We start from the raw sequence: 25,629 nt of genomic DNA, 5'->3' as shown, positions 1-25,629 counted from the left end.
AGCGAACCGATGAAACACGCGCGCCTGGTCACTCCTCCGACGAAGGAGGGCTCATGAACGAGGAGATCGGCATATGGGCCTGAAGCGCCGCCGCGCCGTCCGGGAGACGCCGGCTCCGGAGACGCCCCCGGTGATCACCGGCCCCCGGGCGCTGGTCACCATCGACGCGCTGGGCCGCAAGTGCCCGATCCCGATCATCATGCTCGCCGAGCGCATCGGCGAGGTGCCGGTCGGCGAGATCATCGCGGTGAAGGCCGACGACGTGGCGGCCCGCACGGACGTCCCGGCGTGGTGCCGGATGAAGTCGCAGGACTTCGTCTGGGAGGAGACCCTCCCCCGCGGCTGGGCCTTCCACGTACGCCGCAACTACTGACCCGGCCGTACGGGGCGACCCGGCATGGGCCGCCCCGCGGGTGAGGCTCAGTTCAGGACGCGCCCGGCGATCTCGTCCGCGGCCTCGCGGCCGTACGCCTCGACGAAGCGGTCGACGAACTGCTGGCGGTGCAGGGTGTACTCCTGCGGCCCGGCGACCTCGAGCGCGTGCGCGGCGAGGAGGTTGCCCATCTGCGCGGCGCGTTCGAGGGACAGCTCCCAGGAGATCGCGGTGAGGAAGCCGGCGCGGAAGGCGTCGCCCACGCCGGTCGGCTCGACCTTACGAACCTCCGGCGCGGCGTCGACGTGCAGGGAGGGCTCGCCGGCGCGGTCGATCCGCACGCCCTTCGGACCGAGGGTGGTCACCCGCACGCCGACGCGCTCCAGGACCTCCTCGTCCGACCAGCCGGTCTTCTGCTCGCAGAGCGACTTCTCGTACTCGTTGGTGAACAGGTACGCGGCGCCGTCGATCAGCTCCCGTACGTCGTTCATGCGGGCCAGTTGCTGGGACGGGTCGGCGGCGAACGGGATGCCGCGGGTACGGCACTCCTCGGTGTGCCGGAGCATGCCGTCGGGGTCGTCGGCGCCAATGAGGACCAGGTCCAGGCCGCCCACGCGGTCGACGATGGGCTGGAGCTCGATCTCCCGGGCCTCGCTCATCGCGCCCGCGTAGAACGAGGCGATCTGGTTGTGGTCCTCATCGGTGGTGCACAGAAAGCGCGCCGTGTGGTGGAGCTGGGAGACGTACACCGAGGAGGTGTCGACGCCGTGCCGGTCGAGCCAGGAGCGGTAGTCGGCGAAGTCGTCGCCGACGGCGCCGACGAGGATGGGGTTCTGGCCGAGGCACCCCATCCCGTAGCAGATGTTGGCGGCGACGCCGCCCCGCCGGATGTCCAGCGCGTCCACCAGGAAGGACAGGGACACGGTGTGCAGCTGGTCGGGGATCAGCTGGTCGGCGAACCGTCCTGGAAACGTCATCAGGTGGTCGGTGGCGATGGAACCGGCAACAGCGATGCGCACGACGTCGTACTCCTCGGTCGATCGGCGACCTCGTCATAGCCGCGAGGTCATCTCGAAGCCTGTGGTCAAAACCCGGCAAGACTACTGCCTCTGGGCGCCCTGACATGCCGAATGCCCGTGTACCCGGGCGATCCCGGGAACACGGGCACCATGATCCGGCGAAGCGCTAGAGGATCAGTGGAACGAGTCGCCGCACGCGCAGGAGCCGCCGGCGTTCGGGTTGTCGATCGTGAAGCCCTGCTTCTCGATCGTGTCGACGAAGTCGATCTTCGCGCCCGAGAGGTAAGGCACGCTCATCCGGTCGACCCGGACGCCCAGCCCGTTGAAGTCCTGGACCAGGTCGCCGTCCACCTCGCGGTCGTCGAAGTAGAGCTGGTAGATCAGGCCCGAGCAGCCGCCGGGCTGGACCTGCACACGCAGCGCGAGGCCTTCCTCGCCCTGCTGCTCGAGCAGGCTCTTGGCCTTCTCGGCCGCGGCGTCGGTGAGGATGACGCCATTCTGCGTGGAGGTGTCGGCTGAAACCGTCATGTGCGAACTCCCGGTTGGCTCGGCCGTCCCATGACGGCCGTCGCTGTTGGCTTTCCCTCCTCCACAACGTACCCGCTGCCCCCGGCCATTCCCCAAGTCCACCGCTGTGTTCCTGGCCGCATATCGCCACAGACGGGTCCTGGGAGGCCCATAACGCCCGCTCGTGCAGTATCGTCAAATCGACGATAAGTCCTGTTGGAGGAGGTACCCCCAAGTGACCACCGGCAGCAGCCTGCTGATTCTCGGACAGGGGGCGGACCCGGCCAGCGAACGCGGGGTCTCCTGCCCCGGTGAGCTCCCGCCCGCTTCGGACCCGGCACTGGTGGAGCGTGCCCGTGCCGCCAAGGCGGCACTGGGCGACCGGCTCTTCGTGCTGGGCCACCACTACCAGCGCGACGAGGTCATCCAGTTCGCCGACGTGACCGGCGACTCGTTCAAGCTCGCCCAAGAGGCCGCGGCACGGCCGCAGGCCCCCTACATCGTCTTCTGCGGCGTCCACTTCATGGCCGAGTCCGCCGACATCCTCACCTCGGCCGACCAGCAGGTGGTCCTGCCCGACCTGGCCGCCGGCTGCTCGATGGCCGACATGGCCACCTACGACCAGGTCGAGGAGTGCTGGGAGGTCCTGGAGGACGCCGGGATCGCCGACGACGTGGTGCCGATCACGTACATGAACTCCTCCGCCGACATCAAGGCCTTCGTCGGCCGCCACGGGGGCGTCGTGTGCACGTCCTCCAACGCCCGGCGGGCGCTGGAGTGGGCCTTCGCCAAGGGGTCGAAGGTGCTCTTCCTGCCCGACCAGCACCTCGGCCGCAACACGGCCGTCCTGGAGATGGGCCTGTCGCTGGACGACTGCGTCGTCTACAGCCCGAACCGTCCGGACGGCGGCCTGTCGACCGCCGAGCTGCGCGACGCCACGATGATCCTCTGGCGGGGGCACTGCTCGGTGCACGGCCGGTTCAGCCTCGACTCGGTGAACGAGGTGCGCGCCCGCATCCCCGGCGTCAACGTGCTGGTGCACCCCGAATGCCGCCACGAGGTCGTCCGGGCCGCCGACCTGATCGGGTCGACGGAGTACATCATCCGCACCATCGACGAGGCCCCGGCCGGTACGGCCTGGGCGGTCGGCACCGAGCTGAACCTCGTCAAGCGCCTCGCCGGCCGCCACCCGGACAAGACCGTCGTGTTCCTGGACCGGACCGTCTGCTTCTGCTCGACCATGAACCGCATCGACCTGCCGCACCTGGTCTGGTCGCTGGAGTCCCTGGCGCAGGGGGAGGTCGTGAACCAGATCACGGTGGAGGCCGAGACCGCGCACTACGCCCGGGTCGCCCTCGACCGGATGCTGGCGCTCCCCTAGAGAGCCTGCTGTCGCAGGTAGGCGTCGAGTTCGGCCGCGCCCGCCAGCAGGGCGCGGCCGCGCGCGTCGAGCCGGCCGCGCCACTCGTCCAGGGTCGCCCGCAGGGGTTCCACGCCGCCGGCCTCGCGGACCCGCTCCAGGAGCGGGGCGATCTGCCGCAGCAGGTAGCCGCCCCGCCGCAGCTGGTGAGCCAGCCGGGCGTCCCGTACGTCCGCGTCGGTGTAGACGCGGTAACCGGTCCTCGGGTCGCGCCGCGGACGGACCAGACCGGCGCGCTCCCACTTGCGCAGCGTCGCCGGCCGGAGCCCGAGCCGCCGTGCCAGCGGGCCCACGGACGTCTCACCCCCCGTACGGTCCCGGCCGGACGGCTCGACGCCGCCACGGCCGTCGTACGCCCCGCCGGGCGGCTCCGGAGCGGCCGTCAGGTCGCGGAGCGCCGCCTCGACCGCCGACAGCGTCCGCCGGTCCTCCAGGAGCCGCTCGTGGCTCTCGTCGACGAGCGTCAGGGCGTCGGCGGTCCGCCCTTCGTTGACGGCCTCCATGATCGCCGTGGCGGTCCGGTGGCCGTGGCCCGGGACGAGGGCGACGAAGGCACGCAGGGCCTGGGCGTGCAGGGGCGTGTAGATCCGGTAGCCGGTGGGCGTGCGCTCGGCCGCGGGGAGGATGCCCGCCTCTTCGTAGTTGCGTACGGCTTGTGGGGACAGGCCGTGCTCCCGCGCCAGATCGACCGGCCGCAGGCGCTTCATGCCGAGTGAGGGCCCGAGGGTTTCGGCGGTCTCACAGGCCGGGGGCGCCCCAGACCGGGAACCAGCGGCTCAGGTCGCCCTCCACCGGCAGGTCGGCGCCGACCGCGCCGCGGACCTGGAGCTCCAGGGCGTTGTCGCGCCGCTCCCCCGACGTCGGCGCGAACGGGTAGAACGTGCCCCGCTTGTAGAGGTAGACCAGGCCTGTACGGCGGCCGTCCGGGGTGGCGAAGGCCACGACCGAGCACAGCAGCTGGGGGCCGAACCCGCCGGACTCCAGCGAGGAGTTGACCGCGTGAAGGTCGGTGACGAGCCCCACGAGGTCGGTCGGCTCGTGCCGGCTCACGAGCCAGGTGTAGCCGTAGGAGTCCTTGCTCAGCTCGACCTTGGGCCCCTCGTCGGAGTCGAGCAGCTCACGCACGTCCTTCTCGATCTGGGCGAACGCCGCGCCCTCGGCGGCGCGGAAGCAGACCGAGCCGACGCCCGTGGGTGTGAGCCCGGCCGCGGCCTCCAGCGTGATCGCGGCCGTGGGCAGCGCGAACAGCCGGTCGAGGTCGGGCTTCTTCGGCTTGGAGCGCCCGAGCAGAGTGTCGAGGAAACCCACGTCACACGCCCCGGCCGAGCTGGGCCGAGATCTTCGCGAGCTGCTCGAGCCGCTGGTCGAGCGACGGGTGCGTGGAGAAGAGCGTGGAGATGCTGAACCCCTTCGAGAAGGCCGGTGCGAAGTAGAAGGCGTTGAACGGCTCGGCCGCCCGCAGGTCCTTCGTCGGGATGCGGGCCATGTCGCCGGTGACCTTCGTCAGCGCGCTGGCCAGCGCCGACGGCTGCCCCGTCAGCTCCGCGGCCGACCGGTCGGCGGACAGCTCGCGGTAGCGCGACAGCGCACGGGTCAGCAGGAAGCTGACCGCGTAGACCGCCGCGCTGACCCCGATGACGATCAGCAGCACCATCGCCGTGCTCTGGTCGTTGTTGTTGCGGTTGCGGTCGTTGAAGCCGCCCCACAGCCCCCACTCGAGGCCGAACCGCGTGAGCAGGCCGGCCAGGATGCCCAGGAACGACGCGATCGTCATCACGGCGACGTCGCGGTGGGCGACGTGCGCGAGCTCGTGCGCGAGCACGCCCTCCAGCTCGGTGTTGTCGAGCCGGCGGAGCAGCCCCGTCGTGACGCAGACGACCGCGTTGTCCTGGTTGCGCCCGGTGGCGAAGGCGTTCGGCACATCCGTGTCGGCCACCGCCACCCGCGGCTTCGGCATGTCCGACATCGCGCAGATGCGGTCGATGACGCCGTGCAGCTCCGGTGCCTCCTGCTCGGAGACCACCCGTCCGTGCATGGCGAACAGGGCGAGCTTGTCGGAGAAGAAGTACTGGACCAGCAGGAAGCCCACCGCGATGACCAGGACCAGCACCCACAGGCGGGGGACGAACACGATGAAGAAACCGATGAAGGCGACGTAGAGCAGCCCCAGCAGGAACATCGTCACCAGCATGCGCGCCGTGAGTCCCCGATCCGGTGCGAAACGAGAACGCGCCATCGTGCTCCTCCTACCCCCGACCTGCGTTACACCCCGTACTAACGCCGGAGCTGCGTGATAGGTGCCAGGTTTCTGGTCGCGCTCGCCTCACCTATCCATGGTCGCGCTCCGGTCAGTCGGGGATGAGTCCCTCATCACCCAGCATCGCCCGCACCTCGTCCATCGTGGCATCGGCCGGCGGCAGGATCAGGTCCGACGGCGCGATCTCCTCCGCCGGCAGGACCTTGCCCACCGTGCGGACCTGCTCCAGCAGGGCGTGCAGCGCCCCGCGGAACTTCTCCTCGTCGCCCGACTCGATCGCCGCTTCGAGCTCGCCGTCGAGCTTGTTGAGGGCGGTCAGGTCACCGTCGGCGACGTCGACCTGGCCCTCGCCCATGATCCGGACGATCACTGGCCCTCCCGCGGCTGCTGCGGCGCCTGGTGCGGCTGGGCCTGCGGGGCCTGCTGACCCTGCTGCTGTCCCTGGGCGGCGTCGAGCTGCTTGGGCGCGGGACCCATGCCCAGCTCGGCCTTCATCTGCTCCAGCTCGAGGTCGACGCCGGGGCCCGAGCCCATGCGGTCGAGCTCGGCCTGGATGTCGTCGCGCGGACCGGAGTAGTCCTCCAGGGCGCCCGAGGCGAGCAGCTCGTCGATGGCGCCGGCGCGCGCCTTCATGTTCTCGGTCTTCTCCTCGGCGCGCTGGATCGCGAGGCCGACGTCGCCCATCTCCTCGGAGATGCCGGAGAACGCCTCGTTGATCTTGGTCTGCGCCTCGGCCGCCGTGTAGGTGGCCTTGATGGTCTCCTTGCGCGTGCGGAAGGAGTCGACCTTGGCCTGCAGCCGCTGGGAGGCGAGCGTGAGCTTCTCCTCCTCGCCCTGGAGCTGCTGGTACTGCGCCCGCAGATCGTTCAGCTGGCTGTCGAGGCCGCCGCGGCGGGTCAGCGCCTCGCGCGCGAGGTCCTCACGGCCGACCTGGAGGGCCTTGCGGCCCTGGTCGGTCAGCTTGGCCTGCTGCTGCTCCAGCTGGTTGATCTGCAGTTCGAGGCGCTTGCGTGAGGTGGCCACGTCGGCCACGCCGCGGCGCACCTTCTGGAGCATCTCAAGCTGGCGCTGGTACGAATAGTCAAGGGTCTCTCGAGGATCCTCCATTTTGTCCAGCGCCTTGTTGGCCTTGGACTTGAAGATCATCGACATTCGTTTCATCACGCTCATCGCGCGTGGCCGGTCCCTTCGTGCTGGTGCCTCTGCAAACGCTGCTGGGGTTAGCCACCACCCTACGCGTTAACGACCAAGACAGTCATTATGTTCGCGTCCCAGCGCCGGTAGGCTGATCTGCGTGTTCCGACGCCGCACCGAGACCGCCACCGAAGAGCCGCCCCAGGCCCCCGAGGCCGACAGCACCACCAAGACGGTGGGCAAGGGCCGGCCCACGCCCAAACGCCGCGACGCCGAAAAGCGCAATCGGCAGCCGATCACGGCCCCGCGAACGCGCCGGGAGGCCCTCGCCCGCGAGCGGCGGCAACGCACGCAGCGCACCGGCGACGCCAAGCAGATCCGCGAGGGCATCGCCCGGGGCGACGATCGTTATCTACCCCGGCGCGACAAAGGCCCGGTACGCAAGCTCGCCCGCGATTACGTCGACGCCCGGCGGACATTCGGCGAGTTCTTCATGTACCTCACCATCCTCAGCCTCGTCGCCTCGATGGCCGCGCCGCTGGTCGTCCGCATCTACCTGCAGACATTCGCGCTGCCGGCGATCCTGCTCATATTGATCGTCGAGTCGCTGTGGATCTCCAGCCAGGTCAAGAAGCTGGCCCGCGAACGCCACCCCGAGGAGAGCACGCAGGGTGTCGGCTTCTACGCCGCGGCCCGCTCCCTGCAGATCCGGCGGCTGCGCATGCCGCAGCCGCGGCTCAAGCCGGGGCAGAAGGCCCAGGTCTGAAACCGCCTGAACCGGCCTCAGCGGTCCCCGGTCTATGGTCGGGACATGGAGTTTCGTCATCTCGGCCGCAGCGGCCTCATGGTCAGTGAACTCGCCTACGGTAACTGGATCACCCACGGTTCGCAGATCGAGGAGGACGCCGCCGTCGCGTGCGTGAACGCCGCCCTCGACGAGGGGATCACGACGTTCGACACCGCCGACGTCTACGCCGGCACGCGGGCCGAGGAGGTGCTCGGCCGCGCGCTCAGCGGCCGGCGCCGCGAGTCGCTGGAGATCTTCACCAAGGTGTTCTGGCCGACCGGTCCCGGCCGGAACGACCGCGGCCTGTCGCGCAAGCACATCTTCGAGTCGATCCACGGCTCCCTGCGCCGCCTGGGCACCGACTACGTCGACCTGTACCAGGCCCACCGGTTCGACCACGAGACGCCGCTCGAGGAGACCCTGCGGGCCTTCGACGACCTCGTACGCCAGGGCAAGGTCCTCTACGTCGGCGTGTCGGAGTGGCGCGCCGAGGAGATCTCCCGGGCACTGAAGATCGCCGACGAGATGGGCCTGGACCGCATCGTGTCCAACCAGCCGCAGTACAGCATGCTGTGGCGCGTCATCGAGTCCGAGGTCATGCCGCTGTCCGAGCGTGAGGGCCTCGGGCAGATCGTCTTCTCCCCGATCGCCCAGGGCGTGCTGACCGGCAAGTACCGACCCGGCCAGGCTCCCCCGGCGGGCTCCCGCGCGACCGACCAGGAGGGCGGCGCCTCGATGATCAAGCGCGTCCTGCGCGACGAGGTCCTGACGCGGGTGCAGCGGCTACGACCGGTCGCCGAGGAGGCGGGCCTGTCGATGGCCCAGCTCGCGGTGGCGTGGGTCCTGCAGAACCCGAACGTCTCCTCCGCCATCATCGGCGCGAGCCGACCCGAGCAGGTACGCGACAACGTGCGCGCGTCCGGCGTACGGCTGGACCCGGAGCTGCTCAAGCGCATCGACGAGATCCTGGACCCGGTCATCGAGCGCGACCCGGCCCGGACGGTCAGCCCCCCGCACCGCCCGTGACCCACCGTCCGGTGATCCCGGCCACACCGACGGCCGGGCTCACCGGAGGGCCCTGCCCTGGACGCGTCGCCCTGGAGGTCAGGGGTGGTCGATGACGAGCGCCGGGAACCAGCACCGGCCACCCGCCCGGTCCGACGGTGAGGCGGGACGCTGGATCAGCCCTCCGGTGGGTGCAGGCTCATCGGGCCGTAGACGACGCGTCCGTCCTCCAGCAGGCTGACCTGGTCGACGCCGGACTCCACCAGGCTTCGCCAGTTCTCGCCGACCCATGACTCGGCGTCGGCCTGGGTGGTCCAGGTCTCGTCGCCGATGCCGGGTGCGTCGATCGGTGACCCGTCCGCCTTCTCGTACCGCCAGCTCCAGGGCATGACTCTCCTGTTACCTCCGCGCACGTGCTCCCTCACCCGGCCGCGACGACCGCGCCGCGCAGGCCTTCCGCGGTCATCGTCTCATTCGTGGGCAAGGCCCTGCCGTTCACCTTCACCGTCGGCGTGCCGGTCAGGCCGCCGGAGATCGCGGCCTGGCTGGTCCGGCCCACCTCGGCGGCGTACCGCTGGCTCCGCACACAGGAGGCGAAGTCCGAACCGGTCTCCCCGGCGGCCGTTCCGTACGACACCAGGTCCGCGAGGCTGAAGCCCGGGCTTCCCTCTTCCGGCTGGTGGGCGAACAGCTGGTCCTGGTAGGCGAGCCAGCGCGCTCCGTCGGTGACGCAGTGCGCGGCCGCGGCGGCCCGTGTGGAGTTGCCCGCCAGCGGCTCGCCGCTGAAGATCACGACAGGGTGGTAGACGACCTTGGCGCGGCCCTCGGCCGCGAGGTTCTTCAGCGTCGCGTCGTTGACCCGGTGGAACTCCTTGCAGATCGGGCACTGGAAGTCCTCGTAGACGTCCACGACCGTACGCCCGGCGCCCTTCTTGACCATGGTCACGGTGCCGTCGCCCGCCGTCGTGACGGTCACTCCCGGCGCGAGGGCCACCGGCTCGCCGTGCCGGGCGTCGCGCCGCAGCAGGAACACCGTGACGGCCACGCACACCAGCACGACGACCAACCCGGCGACGAGACCGACGACCAGACCGCGACGGCCGCGCGGCGGCCCGTACGGCGGAGCGCCGTACGGCGCTCCGGGCGGAGGCCCGAACGGCGGGCCGTAGGGCGGCGCGCCGCCGGGAGGCGGCCCCCAGCCTGCCTGCGGAGGCGGCCCATGAGACGGCCCGTAAGGCGATGCGGGCGGCGCTCCGTACGGCACGGCGTCCCGCGGTTCGGGGCCCTCGGGGGGCGGGCCGCCAGGGGGTTGGCTCACGGATCGCCAGATTACCGGTGTGGGCCGTTTTGACGAGGTCTCGGCCTCCGTGGTCAACTCATCGGCAGCAGCACACGCGCCGACGTGGGGAAAGCCGGTCCGAATCCGGCGCTGACCCGCAACCGTGTGCCGTACGGGCGCCCGCCCGCACGGCGAGCCGGACGCCCGCGCCGGCGCGAGCGGCTCCGATAATCCGTCGTGGTCTGCGGGTGGGAGTCCGGGCGCGTGCGGCTCGTGGTGCGCCCGTCCCATCGGCACCACCCCACCGAAAGGCGCCCATGCTCACGGCTCGTTTCCGCGTCCTCGTGGCCCCGGGGTTCGTCCTGGCACTCGTGCTCGGGCTCGTCTGGGCGCTCGCCGCCCCCGCGTCCGCGGACGCCACCGCGTTCTGGGGCTACTGGCAGGCCGACGGCTCCAAATGGGCGTTCGCCCAGACCGGCCCCGCGTCCGCCCACCCCAAGGACGGCTCCGTCGAGGGCTGGCGGTTCGCCAAGTCGAGTGGGGAGTCGGGCACGCCGCCCCGCGGCGCCCCGGACTTCGGCAAGGTCTGCGGCTCCACTCCGGAACAGGCGGGCGCCAAGCGGGTCGCCGTCGTCATCGACTACGGCGAGGCCGCCGACGCTCCGGCCGGCGCCGCCCCGCCCGCCGCCAAGACCGCGTGCGCGTCGGTGCCGAAGAACGCCACCGGCTCCGACGTCCTGGCGAAGGTGGCGCGGCCACAAGCGGACAAGTCCGGCCTCGTCTGCGCCATCGACGCGTTCGGCACCTGCGCCGCGGCCGCGCCGTCCTCCTCGCCGAGCGCCACGGCCGCGCCGGCCGGGAAGAAGAGCACCGGCTCCAAGGCGGTGACGATCGTCATCGGCCTGATCCTCGTGCTCGCCGCGGGCGGCAGCATGATGGCGGTACGCCGCCGCGCCAAGCTGTGAGCGGGCGGGACCGCCGGTGAAAGGGTCCCGGCCGCTGCACCCCGGCGCCTGGTGGCTGTGGGCTCTCGGCCTGGCCACCGCCGCCACGCGCACCGCGAGCCCCCTGCTCCTGCTCCTGGTCGTGGCCGCCACCGGGCTGGTCGTGGCGGTCCGGCGCACGGGCGACCCGTGGGCGGGCTCGTACGCGGTGTTCCTTCGTCTCGGCATGCTGGTCGTGGTCGTGCGCGTCGTCTTCTGGGTGGTGTTCGCCGCGCCCGCGCCGGGCCCGGTCCTGTTCACACTGCCGTCGGTGACCCTCCCGGACTGGATGGCCGGCACCCGGATCGGCGGCCCGGTGACCACGGACGGCCTGCGGGCCGGTCTGTACGACGGGCTGCGTCTCGCCGCCGTGCTCGTCTGCCTGGGCGCGGCGAGCGCCCTGGCGAGCCCGAGCCGGCTGCTGAAGGCCGTGCCCGGTGCCCTGTACGAGATGGGCGTCGCCGTCGTCGTCGCGATGACGTTCGCGCCGCAGGCGGTGACGCACGTCCGCCGCGTACGGGCGGCGCACCGGCTGCGCGGGCGCCCGGACCGCGGGCTGCGGGCCGTGCGCGGGCTGGTCATGCCGGTGATCGAGGGCGCGCTGGAGCGGTCGGTGGAGCTCGCGGCGGCGATGGACTCCCGCGGGTACGGCCGTGCCGCGGCGGTCTCGCCCGCGCGCCGGCGCGCCACGGCCGGGCTGACGCTCGCCGGGCTGGTGGCCGTGTGCGCCGGCCTGTACGGCCTGCTGGGCGCGGACACTCCGGCCGCGCTCGGCGCGCCGGTGCTGGTGCCGGGCCTCGTCGCGGCGACGGCGGGCCTGTGGCTGGGCGGCCGCCGCTCGCCGCGCACCCGCTACCGCCCCGACCCGTGGAGGTGGCCCGAGTGGGCCGTGTCGGCCTGCGGCCTGGCGGCCGCCGCCGCGACGGCCGCCGGCACGCGCACGGGCACACCGCCGCTTCCGGCCGCCGCACTGGTGCTGGCCCTGGCCGCGGCGCTGCTGTCGTCGCCCTCGCGGCGGGAGGCCGGATGATCCGCTTCGAACGGGTGGGCTTCCGGTACGCCGAGGAGGCCGCCCCGGTGCTGTCCGACGTCGACCTGGAGGTCGACGAGGGCGAGCTGTGCCTGGTGGTGGGCCGTACCGGCTCGGGCAAGTCCACGCTGCTGCGCGCCGTCAACGGGCTCGTGCCGCACTTCACCGGCGGGATCCTGTCCGGCCGCGTCACCGTGGCCGGCCGCGACACCCGCGACCATCCGCCGCGTGACCTCGCCGACGTCGTCGGGTACGTCGGCCAGGACCCGCGCGCCGGGTTCGTCACCGACGTGGTCGAGGAGGAACTCGCGTACGGGATGGAGTCGCTCGGCCTGGCTCCCGCGGTGATGCGGCGCCGCGTCGAGGAGACGCTCGACCTCCTCGGCCTGGAGGGCGTACGGGACCGGCCGCTGGCGACGCTGTCCGGCGGACAGGCGCAACGCGTCGCCATCGGGTCGGTGCTGACGGCGCATCCGCGGGCGCTCGTGCTGGACGAGCCCACCTCCGCGCTCGACCCGGTCGGCGCCGAGGACGTGCTGGCCATCCTCCAGCGGCTCGTGCACGACCTGGCGCTCACCGTCGTCCTGGCCGAGCACCGGCTCGAACGCGTCGTCCACCTCGCCGACACCGTCGTCGTGCTGGCGGGCGACGGCGGCCCCGCGGCGTACGGACCGGCGGCGGCGGTCATGGGCGACGCGCCGGTGGCCCCGCCGGTCGTACGGCTCGGACGGGCCGCGGGCTGGTCACCGCTGCCGCTGTCGGTGCGCGACGCCCGCCGGGCCGCCGCGCCGCTGCGCGCCCGCCTGACGCGCGAGGACACCCTGAAGAACGACGCCGCGCCCACCGCCCGTACGGACGCCGCGCCCGTGGCCACCGTGCGAGGGCTGCGGGTCCGGTACGGGCCGGTGCCCGCGCTGCGGGGCGTGGACCTCACCGTCGCGCGCGGCGAGGTCGTCGCCCTCATGGGGCGCAACGGCGCGGGCAAGTCCTCGCTGCTGTCGTCGCTGGTCGGCCTCGTGCGGCCGGAGACGGGCCGGGTGGAGGTGCTCGGCGCCGCGCCGCACGGGCTGCGGGCCCGTGCGATGGTGCGGCGCGCCGGGCTCGTCCCGCAGGAGCCGGCCGACCTGCTGTACGCCGAGACGGTCACGGCCGAGTGCCGCGCCGCCGACCGCGACATGTCCGCGCCCGAGGGCACCTGCCGGGCGCTGTTCGAGCGCCTCGCGCCCGGCGTCTCCGGCGACGTCCATCCGCGCGACCTGTCGGAGGGGCAGCGGCTGTGCCTCGCCCTCGCCGTCATCCTCACCGGGCGGCCGCCGCTCGTCCTGCTCGACGAGCCCACCCGCGGCCTGGACTACGCGGCCAAGACACGGCTGGTGGAGATCCTGCGGGAGCTGTCCGCCGAGGGCCACGCGATCGTGCTCGCCACCCATGACGTCGAACTCGCCGCGGAGGTGGCCGGCCGGGTGGTCGTGATCGCCGAGGGAGAGGTGGTCTCCGACGGCCCCACCGAGGAGGTCCTGGTCTCCTCCCCCGCGTTCGCGCCGCAGATGAGCAAGATCTTCGCGCCGCTGCCGCTGCTGACCGTCGCCCAGGCCACCGCCGCGCTCGTGGAGCTCGCGTGAGGGCGCGCGCCGTCGCGGTGCGTCTGCGGCCCCGGTCGGCGCTGACCGTCGGGCTGGTGTCGCTGGCCGGCCTGGTGGCGTTCGGCTGGCCGCTGTTCGTGGCGCCGGGCGCGGGCCTCACCCAGGCCGGGCCCGCCTCGTGGCTGTTCGTGCTGCTGCTGCCGCTGCTGTTGCTCGTCGCGCTCGCCGAGATCTCTGAGGGCGGCGTGGACGCCAAGGCGGTCGCGCTCCTCGGCGTGCTCGCCGCGATCGGCGCGGCGCTGCGGCCGATCGGCACGGGGGTCGCCGGGTTCGAGCCGATGTTCTTCGTGCTGGTGCACGGCGGCCGGGTGCTCGGCCGTGGCTTCGGGTACCTGCTCGGGTCGGTGACGATGTTCGCCAGCGCGCTGCTCACCGCCGGGGTGGGCCCGTGGCTGCCGTTCCAGATGCTCGGCGCGGCGTGGGTGGGCTTCTTCGCGGGCTGCCTGCCGCGTCTCGGCGGCCGGGGCGAGGTCGCGATGCTCGCGGGCTATGGCGCGGTGGCCGCGTTCCTCTATGGTTCGTTGCAGGACCTGGCCTTGTGGCCGTTCGCGACGGGAGTGTCGACGTCGATCGCTTATGTACCCGGTGCGGCGGTGACCGCGAACCTCGGCCGGTTCGTGGCGTTCGACCTCGCCACGTCGCTGGGGTTCGACGTGCCGCGGGCGGTGACGACCGCGGTGCTGGTCGCGGTGACCGCCCGCCCGGTGCTGTTGGCCCTGCGCCGTGCCGCCCGCCGCGCCGCGTTCGAGGCGCCCGTGGACTTCCGGCGACCGTGACCGAGCGAAGCGAGGGAATCGAAGACACGGCCCTTATGGTCACTCCCCCGGCGGAGGAGGGCTCGTGACCGCGCGAGCACGGGTGCGGGAGGCGGGGCGGCCGTGGACGGCCTAGAGATCCACCTGCTCGGCATCGCGGGGCCGGCCGGCTGGCCCGAGCCCGGCTGCCGGTGCGCGTCCTGCACGCGCATGCGCGCCGCGCGGCGCCGGTTCGAGCCGACGCGGGTCCTGCTCGACGGCGTGCCGCTCGAACAGTGCCGGCGTGAGGAGATCCCGGGCGGCTACGAGGTACGGACGCCCCGGGGGCACCGGGTCCTGTTCGCCTCCCGGCCGGGCGGCCGGCCCCGGCCGCCCTCCCCCGGGCCGTACGACGCGGTCCTGCTCGACCTGGCCGGTGATCCGGCGCACCTGGGCTGGCTGCGGCACATCGGCGCGGTGACGCCCGCGACGCGGATCGAGGCCGTGCAGGTCGACCACCGCGTCGCGTCGCCGGCCGAGCTCGAACGCCGCCTGGAACGGTGGCGGCGCCCCTTCACCGCGCCCTGGCGGACCCTGATCCTCGGCGGCGCGCGGTCGGGCAAGTCGGAGGAGGCCGAGAAACGCGTGCTGGCCGGCGCCGACGTGACCTACGTCGCGACGGGCGTCATGCATCCCGACGACCCGGACTGGCGCGCCCGCATCGCCGCGCACCGCGCGCGGCGGCCCCGCTGGTGGGAGACCACCGAGACGATCGACGTGGCGGGCCTGCTCCGTACGGCGTCCGGCACCCTCCTCATCGACGGCATGGGCACGTGGCTGACCGCGATGTTCGACGCGCTCGGCGCCTGGGAGTACCCGCGCGCCGTCCAGCCGCGCGTGGACGAGCTGGTCACGGCCTGGCGGTCCACGCGGGCCCACGTCGTGGCGGTCAGCGACGAGGTCGGGCTGTCGGTCGTCCCCGAGACCCCCGTCGGCCGGGCGTTCCGCGACCTGCTCGGCCGGCTCAACCAGCGGCTGGCCGCCGAGTCCGAGGAGACCGCCCTCGTCGTCGCCGGCAGCGTGCTGGAGCTGCCGTGAGAACCCGTTCGGACCCGGCCGTCGGCGACGGGCTGCGGCTGGCCGTGTCGCTGTTCACGATCGTTCCGGTCCGTGCCGGGCGGGTGGACCGGGAGACCGCCCGGTGGGCGATGACGCTGGCGCCGGTCGCCGGCCTCCTCGCCGGTGCGGTCGCCGCGGCGGTACTCGTCGTCTCCGGGTGGCTGGGCTTCGGCTCGCTTCTCGCCGCGGCCCTCGCGGTCGGCGCCACGGCCGTGCTGACCCGCGGCCTGCACCTGGACGGCCTCGCCGATCTCGCCGACGGCCTGGGCAGCGGCCGGCCCGCCGCCGACGCGCTGGCGATCATGAAGAGGTCCGACATCGGGCCGTTCGGCGTGGTCACGCTCGTGCTGACGCTCGCCGTCCAGGTCGCCGCGATCGCCGAGGCCCCGGTCGCCGCGGTCGTCGTGGCCGGGATGACCGGGCGGCTCGCCGTCACGTGGGCCTGCCGCACCCGCGTCCGCGCCGCGCGGCCGGAGGGGCTCGGCGCGCTCGTCGCCGGCACCGTACGCTCCCGCGACGCGGTCACGGCCGTCCTGGTCACCGCGGCCGCGGGCGCGCTCGCGGCGCTGACCGGCCCGGATGGCGGCGCGTACGACGCGCTGCGCGGCGCCCTGGCGGTCCTCGCCGGCCTGGCGGCCTCGGCGGCCCTGCTCCGGCACGCCGTACGGCGGCTGGGCGGCGTGACCGGCGACGTGCTGGGCGCGCTGGTCGAGACGGCCGTCACGGTCGCGCTGCTGGTGATGGTCCTGCGCTGACCGCGGGCCGTCACGCGCGGACACGCCTGGTCGCCGTGGCCGGTCACGGACACGGGCGGCGGCAAACCCGCAGGCAGCGGCGCGGGCCTTGTTGATCGAATTGACGAAACCAGTCAGTAGGGCGACTAGCATCTGGCCACGTGACGAACCTCAGGCTTGCCAATCTCGAAATCGCATCCCTAGACGTCGACGCGGTAGTGATCGGCGTTGTCAGTAACGAGCCGGACATAGGCCTCGCCCCCGGCGCCGAGAGTGTCGATCGGGCGTTCGACGGCGGTCTCGCCGCGGTCCTGGCCGGCCTGGGTGCGACCGGGAAGCAGGGAGAGGTCACCAGGCTCCCTACGTTCGGCAAGCTGTCCGCGCCGGTCATCGTCGCCGTCGGCCTGGGCAAGGAGCGCGACGCCTCCGCCGACGGAGGTGAGGCCCTTCGCCGTGCGGCCGGCGCCGCGCTGCGCTCGCTGGCCGGATCCGCGTCGGTCGCGCTCGCGCTGCCCGCCGCCACCGCCGAGGACGTCACCGCGACCGCCACCGGCGCGCTGCTGGGCAACTACGCCTACCTGACCTACCGCACCGGCAACGGACACAAGAAGCCGGTCGGCGACGTGACCCTGATCAGCTCCGCGGACGCCGGGGACGCGCTCAACCGCGCCGAGGTGATCGCCGAGTCCGTCACGCTGGTGCGCGACCTGGTCAACACCCCGCCGTCGGACCTGAGCCCGGAGATCCTCGCCGAGACCGCCGAGCAGGTGGCCGGCGCGACCGGCCTCTCCATCCAGGTCCTCGACGAGAAGGCGCTGGTCGACGGCGGATACGGCGGCATCGTCGGCGTGGGCCAGGGGTCGGTCAACCCGCCGCGCCTCGTCCGTCTCGCCTACGAGCACGCCGAGGCCGCCCACACCGTCGCCCTCGTCGGCAAGGGCATCACGTTCGACTCCGGCGGCCTGTCGCTCAAGCCCGCCGACTCCATGGACTGGATGAAGTCCGACATGGGCGGCGCCGCCGCCGTCCTGGGCGCCCTCAAGGCGATCGCCCGGCTGGCGCCGAAGATCAACGTCGTCGGCTACCTCGCCATCGCCGAGAACATGCCCAGCGGCACCGCGCAGCGCCCCTCCGACGTGATCACCATCTACGGCGGAAAGACCGTCGAGGTGCTCAACACCGACGCCGAGGGCCGCCTCGTCATGGCCGACGCGATCGTGCGCTCCGGCGAGGACGACCCCGACCTGATCGTCGACGTCGCCACGCTCACCGGCGCGCAGCTCGTCGCGCTCGGCACCCGCACCGCCGGCGTGATGGCCAACGACGACGACGTCCGCGACCGCGTGGTCGCCGCGGCGGGCCGCGCCGGCGAGGCCGTCTGGCCGATGCCGCTGCCCGAGGAGCTGCGCAAGGGCCTGGACTCCGCGGTCGCCGACATCGCCAACGTCAGCGCCGAGCGCTGGGGCGGCATGCTGACCGCCGGCGTCTTCCTCCGCGAGTTCGTGCCGGAGGGCGTGCGGTGGGCCCACCTCGACATCGCCGGCCCGGCGTTCCACAAGGGCGAGCCGTACGGCTACACGCCCAAGGGCGGCACCGGCGCGGCCGTGCGCACCCTGGTGCAGATCGCGGAGGACATCGCCGCTCAGGGACTCTGAGGTGGGCTCCCGGGCCCCGTCCGCGGCGCGCGACGACCGCGGACGGCGGCCCCGGGAGACGCCGCGCCGCGGCGGGACCCGGCGCGTGCGCACCGGCGTGAGCGGGAGGCATGTCACCGGGCACCGGCCACAAGTGGAAAGATGCTTCCCGGGGAAGAACCATCGCGCCGGCGCCCGGCGCGCGAGTGAGCATCGTTAGGAGCGTCCCGTGTCGAATAGCACCTACGACATTGTCGTCCTAGGTGGTGGCAGCGGCGGCTATGCGTGCGCGTTGCGCGCGGTGGAGCTGGGCAAGAGCGTCCTACTCGTCGAGAAGGACAAGCTGGGCGGCACGTGCCTCAACCGCGGCTGCATCCCGACCAAGGCGCTGCTGCACGCCGCCGAGGTCGCCGACCAGACACGTGAGGCCGCCACCTTCGGCGTCAAGGCCCGCTTCGACGGCATCGACCTGCCGGGCGTGCACGCCTACAAGGACAAGGTCGTCAGCACCACCGTGAAGGGCCTCACCGGCCTGATCAAGTCCAAGGGCATCACGATCGTCGAGGGCGAGGGCCGGCTCGTGTCGCCCACGCAGGTCCGCGTCGGCGACACGACCTACGAGGGCGGCCACATCGTCCTGGCCACCGGCTCGGTGCCCAAGTCGCTGCCCGGCCTGGAGATCGACGGCGAGCGGGTGATCTCCAGCGACCACGCGCTCACGCTCGACCGGATCCCGCAGTCCGTGGTGGTCCTCGGCGGCGGCGTGATCGGCGTGGAGTTCGCCAGCGTGTGGCGTTCCTTCGGCGCCGAGGTGACCATCGTCGAGGCGCTGCCGCACCTGCTGCCGCTGGAGGAGGAGTCCAGCTCCAAGCGGCTCGAGCGCGCGTTCCGCAAGCGCGGCATCAAGTTCGAGCTCGGCGTGCGCTACGAGGGCGTCAAGCACACCGACTCCGGCGTGATCGTCACCCTTGAGGGCGGCAAGACCCTCGACGCCGAGATCATGCTCGTCGCCGTCGGCCGGGGCCCGGTCTCCGAGGGCCTGGGCCTGGAAGAGGTCGGCGTCGAGGTCGAGCGCGGCTTCGTCAAGGTCGACGAATACTGCCGTACCAACGTCGAGACCATCTCCGCGGTCGGCGACCTCATCCCGACGCTCCAGCTGGCGCACGTCGGCTTCGCCGAGGGCATCCTCGTCGCCGAGCGGCTCGGCGGTCTGGACCCGGCGCCGATCGACTACGACGGCGTACCCCGCATCACCTACTCCGAGCCCGAGGTCGCGTCGGTGGGCATCACCACCAAGACGGCCGAAGAGCGCGGTCTCGAAACGACCTCCTTCACCTACGACCTGGCCGGCAACCCGCGGAGCAAGATCCTCGGCACCCAGGGCGAGGTGAAGGTCATCGCGGAGAAGGACGGCCCGGTCCTGGGCATCCACATGGTCGGCAGCCGTGTGGGCGAACTCATCACCGAGGGCCAGCTGATCTACAACTGGGAGGCCCTGCCGTCCGAGGTCGCCCAGCTGATCCATCCGCATCCCACCCAGTCCGAGGCGGTCGGCGAGGCCCATCTCGCCATCGCCGGCAAGCCACTGCACGTCCACGGCTGATCACCGCCCGAACCAGCACCAAGAGGAGTCGCTGAGAACCATGCCGGTCTCCGTAACCATGCCCCAGCTCGGCGAGAGCGTGACCGAGGGCACTGTCACCCGCTGGCTCAAGAAGGAAGGTGAGCACGTCGAGGCCGATGAGCCGCTCCTCGAAGTATCGACCGACAAGGTCGACACCGAGATCCCCTCGCCGGCCGCGGGCGTACTGAGCAGCATCACCGTCGCCGAAGACGAGACCGTCGAGGTCGGCGCCGAGCTGGCGATCATCGCGCAGGAGGGCGAGGCCGCCGCGGACACGGGCGGCCAGGCCCAGGCGCAGCAGGAAGAGGCGCCCCAGCAGCCCGAGCCCGAACCGGAGCAGGCCCAGGCCGAGCCCGAGCCGGAGCGTCCCGCCGCGCAGCAGCAGTCGCAGCCGCAGGCCCCGTCCTGGCCGCCGCCGGCACAGCAGCAGCCGGCTCCCCCGCAGCAGCCCCAGCGGCAGGCCGAGCCCGCGGGCGCGCCGTCGGGCGACAGCCCGTACGTCACCCCGCTGGTCCGCAAGCTGGCGGCCGAGCACGACGTCGACCTGGCCTCGATCAAGGGCACGGGCGTCGGCGGCCGCATCCGCAAGCAGGACGTCCTGGAGGCCGCGCGGGCCAAGCAGGCGCCCCCGCCGCAGCCCGCGGCGCCGGCGCAGCAGGCCCCCGCCCCGCAGGCCCCGGCCCAGGCTCCGGCCGCTCCGGCCGCCCGGCCCGCGGTGCAGGCGCCCGCGCCGTCCCAGCCGTCGGCGGCGGCCGCGCGGCTGCGCGGCACGACCGAGAAGATGTCGCGGACGCGGCAGTCGATCGCCCGGCACATGGTCGAGTCGCTGCAGGTGTCGGCGCAGCTCACCACGGTCGTCGAGGCCGACGTCACCAAGATCGCGCGGCTGCGTGACCAGGCCAAGGCCGACTTCCAGGCACGTGAGGGCGTCAAGCTCAGCTTCCTGCCCTTCTTCGCGCTGGCCGCGGTCGAGGCGCTCAAGGTCCACCCGAAGCTGAACGCCGTCATCAACTCCGAGACCAACGAGGTCACCTACCACGACGTCGAGAACCTCGGCATCGCGGTGGACGCGGAGAAGGGCCTCATGGTCCCGGTGATCCACAACGCCGGTCAGCTCAACCTGGGCGGCCTGGCGCAGCGGATCGCCGACCTTGCCGAGCGCACCCGTACCAACAAGGTGAGCCCGGACGAGGTGACCGGCGGCACGTTCACGCTGACCAACACCGGTAGCCGCGGCGCGCTGTTCGACACGCCGATCCTCAACCAGCCGCAGGTCGGCATGCTCGGCACCGGCACGGTCGTCAAGCGGCCCGCGGTGATCGATGACCCGCAGCTCGGCGAGGTCATCGCCGTGCGCTCGATCGTCTACCTCGCGCTGACCTACGACCACCGGCTGGTGGACGGCGCCGACGCCGCGCGGTTCCTCGCGACGGTCAAGCACCGGCTCGAGGAGGGCAATTTCGAGTCCGAGCTGGGGCTCTAGGCTCACCCGGGCGGTACTCCCGAGGCCCGGCGCTCACTAGGGTGGCGGTCGTGCAGATCGCCATCACGGGTTCGACGGGACTCATCGGAAAGGCCCTCGTCCGCGCTCTGCGCGACGAGGGCCTTACTGTCATCCGGCTCGTGCGCCGGCCGGCCGCCGCCGAGGACGAGGTCCGGTGGGATCCCTTCGGCGGGGTGGACTCCGGCGCGCTGGAGGGCGTGGACGCCGTCGTCCATCTGGCCGGGGCCGGCATCGGCTCCCACCGCTGGACCGACACGTACAAGCGCGAGGTCCGCGACAGCCGTGTCGAGGGCACCCGTACGCTCGCGCGGGCCCTGGCGCGGCTCTCCCGCCGTCCCGCGGTGTTCGTGTGCGCCTCGGCGGTGGGCTTCTACGGCGACACCGGCGACGAACCGGTCGACGAGTCGGCCTCGGCGGGAGCGGGCTTCCTCGCCGCGCTGTGCCGCGACTGGGAGGCCGCGGCGCAGCCGGCGGCCGACGCCGGCATCCGGGTCGTGCACCCGCGCACCGGTCTCGTCCTCTCGCGGGAGGGCGGGCTGCTCGGCAAGGTGCTGCCGCTGTTCCGGCTCGGTCTCGGCGGGCGGCTCGGCTCCGGACGGCAGTGGATGAGCTGGATCACCCTCGACGACCAGGTCGCCGCGCTGCGCTTCCTGATCCACGACGGCCTGCAGGGGCCGGTCAACCTCACCGCGCCCGAGCCGGTGACCAACGCCGCCTTCACCGCGGCGATCGGGCGTGCGCTGCGCCGCCCGGCGCCGTTCATCGTGCCCGCGCCCGCGCTGCGGCTGGCCCTCGGCGAATTCGCCGACGAGGGGGCGCTCATCAGCCAGCGGGTGCTGCCCGACCGCCTGACGAAGGCCGGGTTCGCCTTCCGGCACCGCGACATCGACACCGCGTTGGCCGCGCTGCTCGGCTGAACGGCGCTCCACGAACTCGCAAGGAACCCGTCACTCTCCTGCGCGCGACCGCCCGGCCGCGTACGGTGACTGATGCGACAGTCCGCAGGGGACGTCTCGAAGTGAGGGGCGGGAGCGAACAGTGAGCACCGACGGGAAGCCGCACATCCTCGCGATCGGCGGTGGCAGTTTCATACCGACCGACAGGTACGGCCTGTCGCCGAGTCCGCTGCTGCGGTACGCGCTCGACCTCACGGGCCACGACCGTCCGCGCGTCTGCTTCGTGCCCACCGCGCTCGGTGACGCCTCGGAGCGCATCGCCCACTTCTACTCGGCGTTCGCCCAGCTCGACGCCGAGGTCAGCCACCTGTCGCTGTTCCCCATGCCCAACCACGAGGACCCGGCGGCGCACCTGCTCGCCCAGGACCTCGTGTACGTCTCCGGCGGCAGCGTGGCCAACCTGCTGGCCCTGTGGCGCCTGCACGGCCTCGATGACGCGTTCGCCGAGGCGTGGCGGTCCGGGGTCGTCCTGTGCGGGCAGAGCGCGGGCGCGCTGTGCTGGCACGTCGGCGGCAACACCGACTCCTTCGGGCCGCGCCTGCGCCCGCTCACCAACGGCCTGGGCCTGCTCCCGTACTCCTGCGGCGTCCACTACGACAGCGACCCGCAGCGCCGTCCGCTGCTGCACCGGCTCATCGCGGACGGCACGCTGCCCTCCGGGTACGCCGCCGACGAGGCCGTGGGCCTGCACTACGTCGGCATCGAGTTCGTGCAGGCGGTGAGCTATGTCGACGGGCGCGGCGCCTACGACATCGAGCCGGACGGCGCCGGAGGCGTCAAGGAGACCCGCATCGAACCTCGCCTGCTGGCCTCCCTGTGAGGGACGTACGCTCTTGTACGTGAGCGAGACTGCGATACAGCCATCCACCGACCTTCCGCCGGCCCCCGTGACAACCGGTGACCTGGTGTTCGTCCATGCCGGATTCGGCGAGCAGGCGGTGCCGTACGAACAGGCGTGGGATCTGCAGCGGCGGCTGCACGAGCGCCGGGTCGCGGACGAGATCCCCGATGTCTGCCTGCTGCTGGAGCACCCGCCGGTCTACACCGCCGGCAAGCGCACCGAGCCGCTGGACCGCCCGATCGGCGACCCCGGCGCCCCGGTGATCGACGTCGACCGCGGCGGAAAGATCACTTGGCACGGGCCGGGACAGCTGGTGGGCTACCCGATCGTACGGCTGAAGGAGCCGGTCGACGTGGTCGCCTACGTCCGCACGATCGAGGAGGCCCTGATCCGGGCGTGCGCCGACCTCGGCCTGGCGACCAAGCGCGTCGAGGGCCGCAGCGGCGTGTGGGTGTCCGGCGTGCCCGACCGCAAGGTCGGCGCGATCGGCATCCGCGTCTCGCGCGGCGTGACGATGCACGGGTTCGAGATCAACTGCGACGCGGACCTGTCGTGGTTCGACCGGATCGTGCCGTGCGGCATCCGCGACGCGGGTGTGACCTCACTGTCGCAGGAGCTCGACCGCGAGGTCTCGGTGGCCGAGACCCTGGCGCTCACCGAGCAGCGGCTGGCCGAGGCGCTCGGCGCCGCGAACACCGCGCACCGCACCCTCAACGCGATGCTGGGCGGTGACCCGACGGGTCAGCCCATCGCCTTGTAGATCGCCTGACCCTCGTCCGCGGCGGCCTTGAAGAAGCCCACGAGGTTCTCGTACGCGGTGCGCAGATCGCGGTCGCGTACGGCCTCGACGGGCTTGCTGATCCAGTCGTCGGCGCCCTGGACGCCGAGCCGGGCCATCTGCTTCGGGTCGTACCGGCCGGCGATCTGCCGGAAGTCGGTCGCCGCGAGATGGTCGGCGGCCGGCTTCACCCGCTGGGGCGCCAGGTAGATGACGTCCACGCCGAACTCCTCGGCACCGTCCTCGGTGAGGAGACGACCACCGCAGACGACGTCGGCGGCCGGGTGCGGGCCCTCCCACGGGTCGCCCGTGATCAGGTAGTGGAGGCCCTGCCACGTGCCGGCGATGGGGAGCACAGCATGGTTTTGCTGCCAGCCCTTTCTCCCGAAAACCGACCTGGCGACGGCGCCCGGATCGCCTCCGCCCTCGGCTTCCGGAAGCCTGAGGTACGTCATGGCAACTCGCAAGCCCGACCTCCCGTTATGCGCAGTTGTGCACGCGACATCCCAGTTACCTTAGAGAGATCGACAGCTACGTATGGTGAGAACGCGGCAAAAGACCGGTCTCAACTTCCGCCGGCGCCACGCACCCCCCGGCGCACGGGAGAGCGGGCGCCGCAGGGGCTGTCGTCTCAGTATCCCGGCCGACCTTCCACCATGTCCGGCGCTTGCGCAAACTGAACGTCCCGCCACATACGCCGAAGCGGCCTCTACTCTCGCTTTCATGACGCGAGCCGCGTACATCACCCGTCTCGGACCTCCCGAGGAGATCCGCTGGGGAGAGCTGCCCGACCCCGTTTCGGGCCCCGCCGACGTGCTCGTCCGCACCGAGGCGGTCGCGGCGAACCACGTGGACACCTTCGTGCGCTCGGGCCGCTACCGGACGCCGACGCCGTTCCCGTTCGTCATCGGACGCGACCTGGCCGACGAGGTCGTCGGCGCGGGTCCGGGCTTCTCCCCCGGCGACCGGGTCTGGTGCGCCGGCATGGGCCACGGCGGGCGGCAGGGCTCGTTCGCCGAGCTGGTCGCGGTGCCGGCCGAGCGGCTGTACCGGCTGCCCGAGGGCGTCGGCGCGGTGGAGGCGGTGGGCGTGCTCCATCCGGCGGCGACGGCCTTCCTCGCGCTGTTCCGCCACGGCGGCCTGCGGCTCGGTGAGACCGTGTACGTGGGCGGCGGAGCGGGCAACGTGGGCGACGCGCTGGTGCGCATGGCCTCGGCGGCGGGCGCGAGGGTGATCGCGTCCGCGAGCGAGCGGGACGCCGACCGCTGCCGGGCGGCCGGCGCCGCCGTGGTGATCGACTACCGCGATCCATCCCTGACCGCGCGTGTACGCGAGGCCGCCCCGGACGGGATCGACGTGCACGTGGACACCTCGGGCCGGCCCGACCTGGAGGCGGCGGTCGGCCTGCTGGCCCACGGCGGGCGGATCGTCCTGCTGGCGGGCGTGGGCGTCCGCGCGGAACTGCCCGTGGGGCCGCTGTACATGAGGGACGGGCGGCTGCTGGGCTTCGCGATCAGCAACGCCTCCGCCGCCGACCTCGCCGGCGCGGCATCGGTGATCAACACGATGCTGGCGGCGGGCGCGCTGCCGTGCCGCGTCACCGACGTGCTGGCACTGGCCGACGCCGCGGAGGCCCACCGGCGCCTAGAGGCCGGACAGGTCCGCGGTCGCCTCGTCCTCCGCCCCTGACGCCCCGCGCCCCGTACGGACGCTCACAGCCACGGCCGCGGCATCGCGTCACAGGCAGGTCCTCATCGCGGAGGACGTGGTCGAAGCCGGAGCCCGCGTATCCGGGCGCCCTGTCGCGCGCGCGGGACGCTTTCGCGGAGCCCGGGCGGTGGGAATGATGGGCGCATGACGCTGAGCGCCGCCGACGGCAACGCCATCCTCAATGAGAACTTCGCCCCCTGGGTGCGGGAGCTCGGCCTCGTGGTCGAGGAGATCGGGGACCTGATGGCCGTGCTGCGGCTGCCGTGGTCCACCCGGCTGGCCCGGCAGGGCGGGGCCATGTGCGGTCAGGCGCTCATGGCCGCGGCCGACACCGCCACCGTGATCGCGGTGTCCGCGGCGCGCGGGGAGTTCGTCCCGATGACGACCGTGCAGCAGTCGAGCACGTTCCAGCGTCCCGTCGTGGACGCCGACGTCCTCGTCACGGCGACGCTCACCAAGGTCGGCCGCACGCTGGCGTTCGCCGAGGTCGCCATGACCGCGGGCGGGAACGTCGCCGCGCACGCGACGACGGTCTACGCCCTCCTCTGAGGGAGGAAC

At 72.7% G+C, this 25,629-nt stretch carries 28 protein-coding genes; 18 read left to right on the top strand and 10 right to left on the bottom strand.

Annotated features, from left to right (window positions below):
- Window positions 1-73 precede the first annotated feature (73 nt).
- Window positions 74-373, top strand: a complete 300-nt coding sequence (locus tag ACQEV1_RS18670; RefSeq protein ID WP_285617059.1) for a sulfurtransferase TusA family protein — start codon at window positions 74-76, stop codon at window positions 371-373.
- A 47-nt stretch (window positions 374-420) separates the two neighbouring features.
- Here the strand turns inward: ACQEV1_RS18670 and ACQEV1_RS18665 are convergent, their stop codons facing one another.
- Window positions 421-1,392, bottom strand: a complete 972-nt coding sequence (locus tag ACQEV1_RS18665) for a carbohydrate kinase family protein (RefSeq protein ID WP_285617060.1) — start codon at window positions 1,390-1,392, stop codon at window positions 421-423.
- 174 nt (window positions 1,393-1,566) lie between these two features.
- Window positions 1,567-1,920, bottom strand: coding sequence for a HesB/IscA family protein (locus ACQEV1_RS18660; RefSeq protein ID WP_285617061.1), 354 nt, complete (start codon window positions 1,918-1,920; stop codon window positions 1,567-1,569).
- A 214-nt stretch (window positions 1,921-2,134) separates the two neighbouring features.
- On the opposite strand from ACQEV1_RS18660, the gene nadA reads away from it, so the two are divergent.
- Entirely contained in the window at window positions 2,135-3,280 is a 1,146-nt protein-coding gene (gene nadA, locus ACQEV1_RS18655; RefSeq protein WP_285566867.1) for a quinolinate synthase NadA, read from the top strand.
- Here the strand turns inward: nadA and ACQEV1_RS18650 are convergent.
- The 5 genes from ACQEV1_RS18650 to ACQEV1_RS18630 all read right to left on the bottom strand — a co-directional run bounded on the left by ACQEV1_RS18650 (window position 3,277) and on the right by ACQEV1_RS18630 (window position 6,746).
- Window positions 3,277-4,026 (bottom strand): TioE family transcriptional regulator, encoded by a 750-nt coding sequence (locus tag ACQEV1_RS18650; protein ID WP_433394854.1) that lies wholly within the window; start codon window positions 4,024-4,026, stop codon window positions 3,277-3,279. The two genes, nadA and ACQEV1_RS18650, sit on opposite strands and share 4 nt — an antisense overlap.
- A gap of 31 nt (window positions 4,027-4,057) precedes the next feature.
- Window positions 4,058-4,627 carry a PspA-associated protein PspAB gene (pspAB, locus tag ACQEV1_RS18645; RefSeq protein ID WP_285566871.1) on the bottom strand — a complete coding sequence of 190 codons (570 nt, stop codon included), beginning with the start codon at window positions 4,625-4,627 and terminating at the stop codon, window positions 4,058-4,060.
- A gap of 1 nt (window position 4,628) precedes the next feature.
- Complete coding sequence (gene htpX, locus ACQEV1_RS18640; protein ID WP_285566873.1) at window positions 4,629-5,555, bottom strand: zinc metalloprotease HtpX; 927 nt, start codon at window positions 5,553-5,555, stop codon at window positions 4,629-4,631.
- A gap of 112 nt (window positions 5,556-5,667) precedes the next feature.
- The gene (gene pspAA, locus ACQEV1_RS18635; protein WP_285566875.1) at window positions 5,668-5,946 is read right to left on the bottom strand and encodes a PspA-associated protein PspAA; all 279 of its coding nucleotides are present in this window, start codon (window positions 5,944-5,946) and stop codon (window positions 5,668-5,670) included.
- Window positions 5,943-6,746, bottom strand: a complete 804-nt coding sequence (locus tag ACQEV1_RS18630; protein WP_285566877.1) for a PspA/IM30 family protein — start codon at window positions 6,744-6,746, stop codon at window positions 5,943-5,945. The genes pspAA and ACQEV1_RS18630 overlap by 4 nt, the downstream gene beginning before the upstream one ends.
- Before the next feature lie 124 nt (window positions 6,747-6,870).
- Between ACQEV1_RS18630 and ACQEV1_RS18625 the strand changes: the two genes are divergently transcribed.
- Both ACQEV1_RS18625 and ACQEV1_RS18620 read left to right on the top strand, forming a co-directional pair.
- Window positions 6,871-7,476 carry a DUF3043 domain-containing protein gene (locus ACQEV1_RS18625; protein ID WP_285617064.1) on the top strand — a complete coding sequence of 202 codons (606 nt, stop codon included), beginning with the start codon at window positions 6,871-6,873 and terminating at the stop codon, window positions 7,474-7,476.
- Between the two features lie 45 nt (window positions 7,477-7,521).
- The gene (locus ACQEV1_RS18620) at window positions 7,522-8,523 is read left to right on the top strand and encodes an aldo/keto reductase family protein (protein WP_433394853.1); all 1,002 of its coding nucleotides are present in this window, start codon (window positions 7,522-7,524) and stop codon (window positions 8,521-8,523) included.
- Window positions 8,524-8,678: 155 nt separating this feature from the next.
- On the opposite strand, the gene ACQEV1_RS18615 is transcribed toward ACQEV1_RS18620, so the two are convergent.
- Both ACQEV1_RS18615 and ACQEV1_RS18610 read right to left on the bottom strand, forming a co-directional pair.
- On the bottom strand, window positions 8,679-8,891 hold the full coding sequence (locus ACQEV1_RS18615) for a hypothetical protein (protein WP_285566880.1): 213 nt from the start codon (window positions 8,889-8,891) through the stop codon (window positions 8,679-8,681).
- Between the two features lie 32 nt (window positions 8,892-8,923).
- Window positions 8,924-9,820 carry a DsbA family protein gene (locus tag ACQEV1_RS18610; protein WP_433394852.1) on the bottom strand — a complete coding sequence of 299 codons (897 nt, stop codon included), beginning with the start codon at window positions 9,818-9,820 and terminating at the stop codon, window positions 8,924-8,926.
- Window positions 9,821-10,098: 278 nt separating this feature from the next.
- Here ACQEV1_RS18610 and ACQEV1_RS18605 point away from each other — a divergent pair, with 278 nt between their 5' ends.
- The 12 genes from ACQEV1_RS18605 to lipB all read left to right on the top strand — a co-directional run bounded on the left by ACQEV1_RS18605 (window position 10,099) and on the right by lipB (window position 23,343).
- Window positions 10,099-10,746, top strand: coding sequence for an SCO2322 family protein (locus ACQEV1_RS18605; protein WP_285617067.1), 648 nt, complete (start codon window positions 10,099-10,101; stop codon window positions 10,744-10,746).
- Window positions 10,747-10,762: 16 nt separating this feature from the next.
- Window positions 10,763-11,794 carry an energy-coupling factor transporter transmembrane component T gene (locus tag ACQEV1_RS18600; RefSeq protein WP_433394851.1) on the top strand — a complete coding sequence of 344 codons (1,032 nt, stop codon included), beginning with the start codon at window positions 10,763-10,765 and terminating at the stop codon, window positions 11,792-11,794.
- A complete protein-coding gene (locus tag ACQEV1_RS18595) occupies window positions 11,791-13,416 on the top strand; it encodes an ABC transporter ATP-binding protein (RefSeq protein ID WP_433394850.1) in 1,626 nt (541 codons plus the stop codon). The genes ACQEV1_RS18600 and ACQEV1_RS18595 overlap by 4 nt, the downstream gene beginning before the upstream one ends.
- A complete protein-coding gene (locus ACQEV1_RS18590) occupies window positions 13,413-14,213 on the top strand; it encodes an ECF transporter S component (protein WP_285617072.1) in 801 nt (266 codons plus the stop codon). The genes ACQEV1_RS18595 and ACQEV1_RS18590 overlap by 4 nt, the downstream gene beginning before the upstream one ends.
- Window positions 14,214-14,315: 102 nt before the next feature.
- Complete coding sequence (locus ACQEV1_RS18585; protein WP_285617073.1) at window positions 14,316-15,269, top strand: bifunctional adenosylcobinamide kinase/adenosylcobinamide-phosphate guanylyltransferase; 954 nt, start codon at window positions 14,316-14,318, stop codon at window positions 15,267-15,269.
- Window positions 15,266-16,045 carry an adenosylcobinamide-GDP ribazoletransferase gene (locus ACQEV1_RS18580; RefSeq protein ID WP_433394849.1) on the top strand — a complete coding sequence of 260 codons (780 nt, stop codon included), beginning with the start codon at window positions 15,266-15,268 and terminating at the stop codon, window positions 16,043-16,045. The genes ACQEV1_RS18585 and ACQEV1_RS18580 overlap by 4 nt, the downstream gene beginning before the upstream one ends.
- A 140-nt stretch (window positions 16,046-16,185) precedes the next feature.
- On the top strand, window positions 16,186-17,679 hold the full coding sequence (locus ACQEV1_RS18575; protein ID WP_433394848.1) for a leucyl aminopeptidase: 1,494 nt from the start codon (window positions 16,186-16,188) through the stop codon (window positions 17,677-17,679).
- Window positions 17,680-17,887: 208 nt separating this feature from the next.
- Window positions 17,888-19,261 (top strand): dihydrolipoyl dehydrogenase, encoded by a 1,374-nt coding sequence (gene lpdA / locus ACQEV1_RS18570; RefSeq protein ID WP_285566894.1) that lies wholly within the window; start codon window positions 17,888-17,890, stop codon window positions 19,259-19,261.
- A 40-nt stretch (window positions 19,262-19,301) separates the two neighbouring features.
- Window positions 19,302-20,765, top strand: a complete 1,464-nt coding sequence (gene sucB, locus ACQEV1_RS18565) for a 2-oxoglutarate dehydrogenase, E2 component, dihydrolipoamide succinyltransferase (RefSeq protein WP_433394847.1) — start codon at window positions 19,302-19,304, stop codon at window positions 20,763-20,765.
- Window positions 20,766-20,815: 50 nt separating this feature from the next.
- On the top strand, window positions 20,816-21,703 hold the full coding sequence (locus tag ACQEV1_RS18560) for a TIGR01777 family oxidoreductase (RefSeq protein WP_433394846.1): 888 nt from the start codon (window positions 20,816-20,818) through the stop codon (window positions 21,701-21,703).
- A 121-nt stretch (window positions 21,704-21,824) separates the two neighbouring features.
- The gene (locus tag ACQEV1_RS18555; protein WP_285566898.1) at window positions 21,825-22,562 is read left to right on the top strand and encodes a peptidase E; all 738 of its coding nucleotides are present in this window, start codon (window positions 21,825-21,827) and stop codon (window positions 22,560-22,562) included.
- Between the two features lie 67 nt (window positions 22,563-22,629).
- Window positions 22,630-23,343, top strand: a complete 714-nt coding sequence (lipB, locus tag ACQEV1_RS18550) for a lipoyl(octanoyl) transferase LipB (protein WP_432705542.1) — start codon at window positions 22,630-22,632, stop codon at window positions 23,341-23,343.
- Here the strand turns inward: lipB and ACQEV1_RS18545 are convergent.
- Window positions 23,325-23,717 carry a DUF1877 family protein gene (locus tag ACQEV1_RS18545; protein WP_285566902.1) on the bottom strand — a complete coding sequence of 131 codons (393 nt, stop codon included), beginning with the start codon at window positions 23,715-23,717 and terminating at the stop codon, window positions 23,325-23,327. The genes lipB and ACQEV1_RS18545 overlap by 19 nt on opposite strands.
- A gap of 367 nt (window positions 23,718-24,084) precedes the next feature.
- Here ACQEV1_RS18545 and ACQEV1_RS18540 point away from each other — a divergent pair, with 367 nt between their 5' ends.
- Both ACQEV1_RS18540 and ACQEV1_RS18535 read left to right on the top strand, forming a co-directional pair.
- Window positions 24,085-25,050 carry an NADPH:quinone reductase gene (locus tag ACQEV1_RS18540; RefSeq protein ID WP_433394845.1) on the top strand — a complete coding sequence of 322 codons (966 nt, stop codon included), beginning with the start codon at window positions 24,085-24,087 and terminating at the stop codon, window positions 25,048-25,050.
- A gap of 165 nt (window positions 25,051-25,215) precedes the next feature.
- Window positions 25,216-25,620: a PaaI family thioesterase gene (locus tag ACQEV1_RS18535; RefSeq protein ID WP_433394844.1), complete on the top strand. Its 405-nt coding sequence runs from the start codon at window positions 25,216-25,218 to the stop codon at window positions 25,618-25,620.
- The last annotated feature ends 9 nt before the right edge of the window (window positions 25,621-25,629 follow it).

Origin of the sequence: Actinoallomurus sp. CA-142502 (assembly GCF_050936355.1) — a bacterium.
Classification (GTDB): Bacteria; Actinomycetota; Actinomycetes; order Streptosporangiales; family Streptosporangiaceae; genus Actinoallomurus; species Actinoallomurus iriomotensis.
The sequence above is the reverse complement of the archived record's forward strand: the minus strand, read 5'-3'. Positions and strand labels throughout refer to the sequence as shown.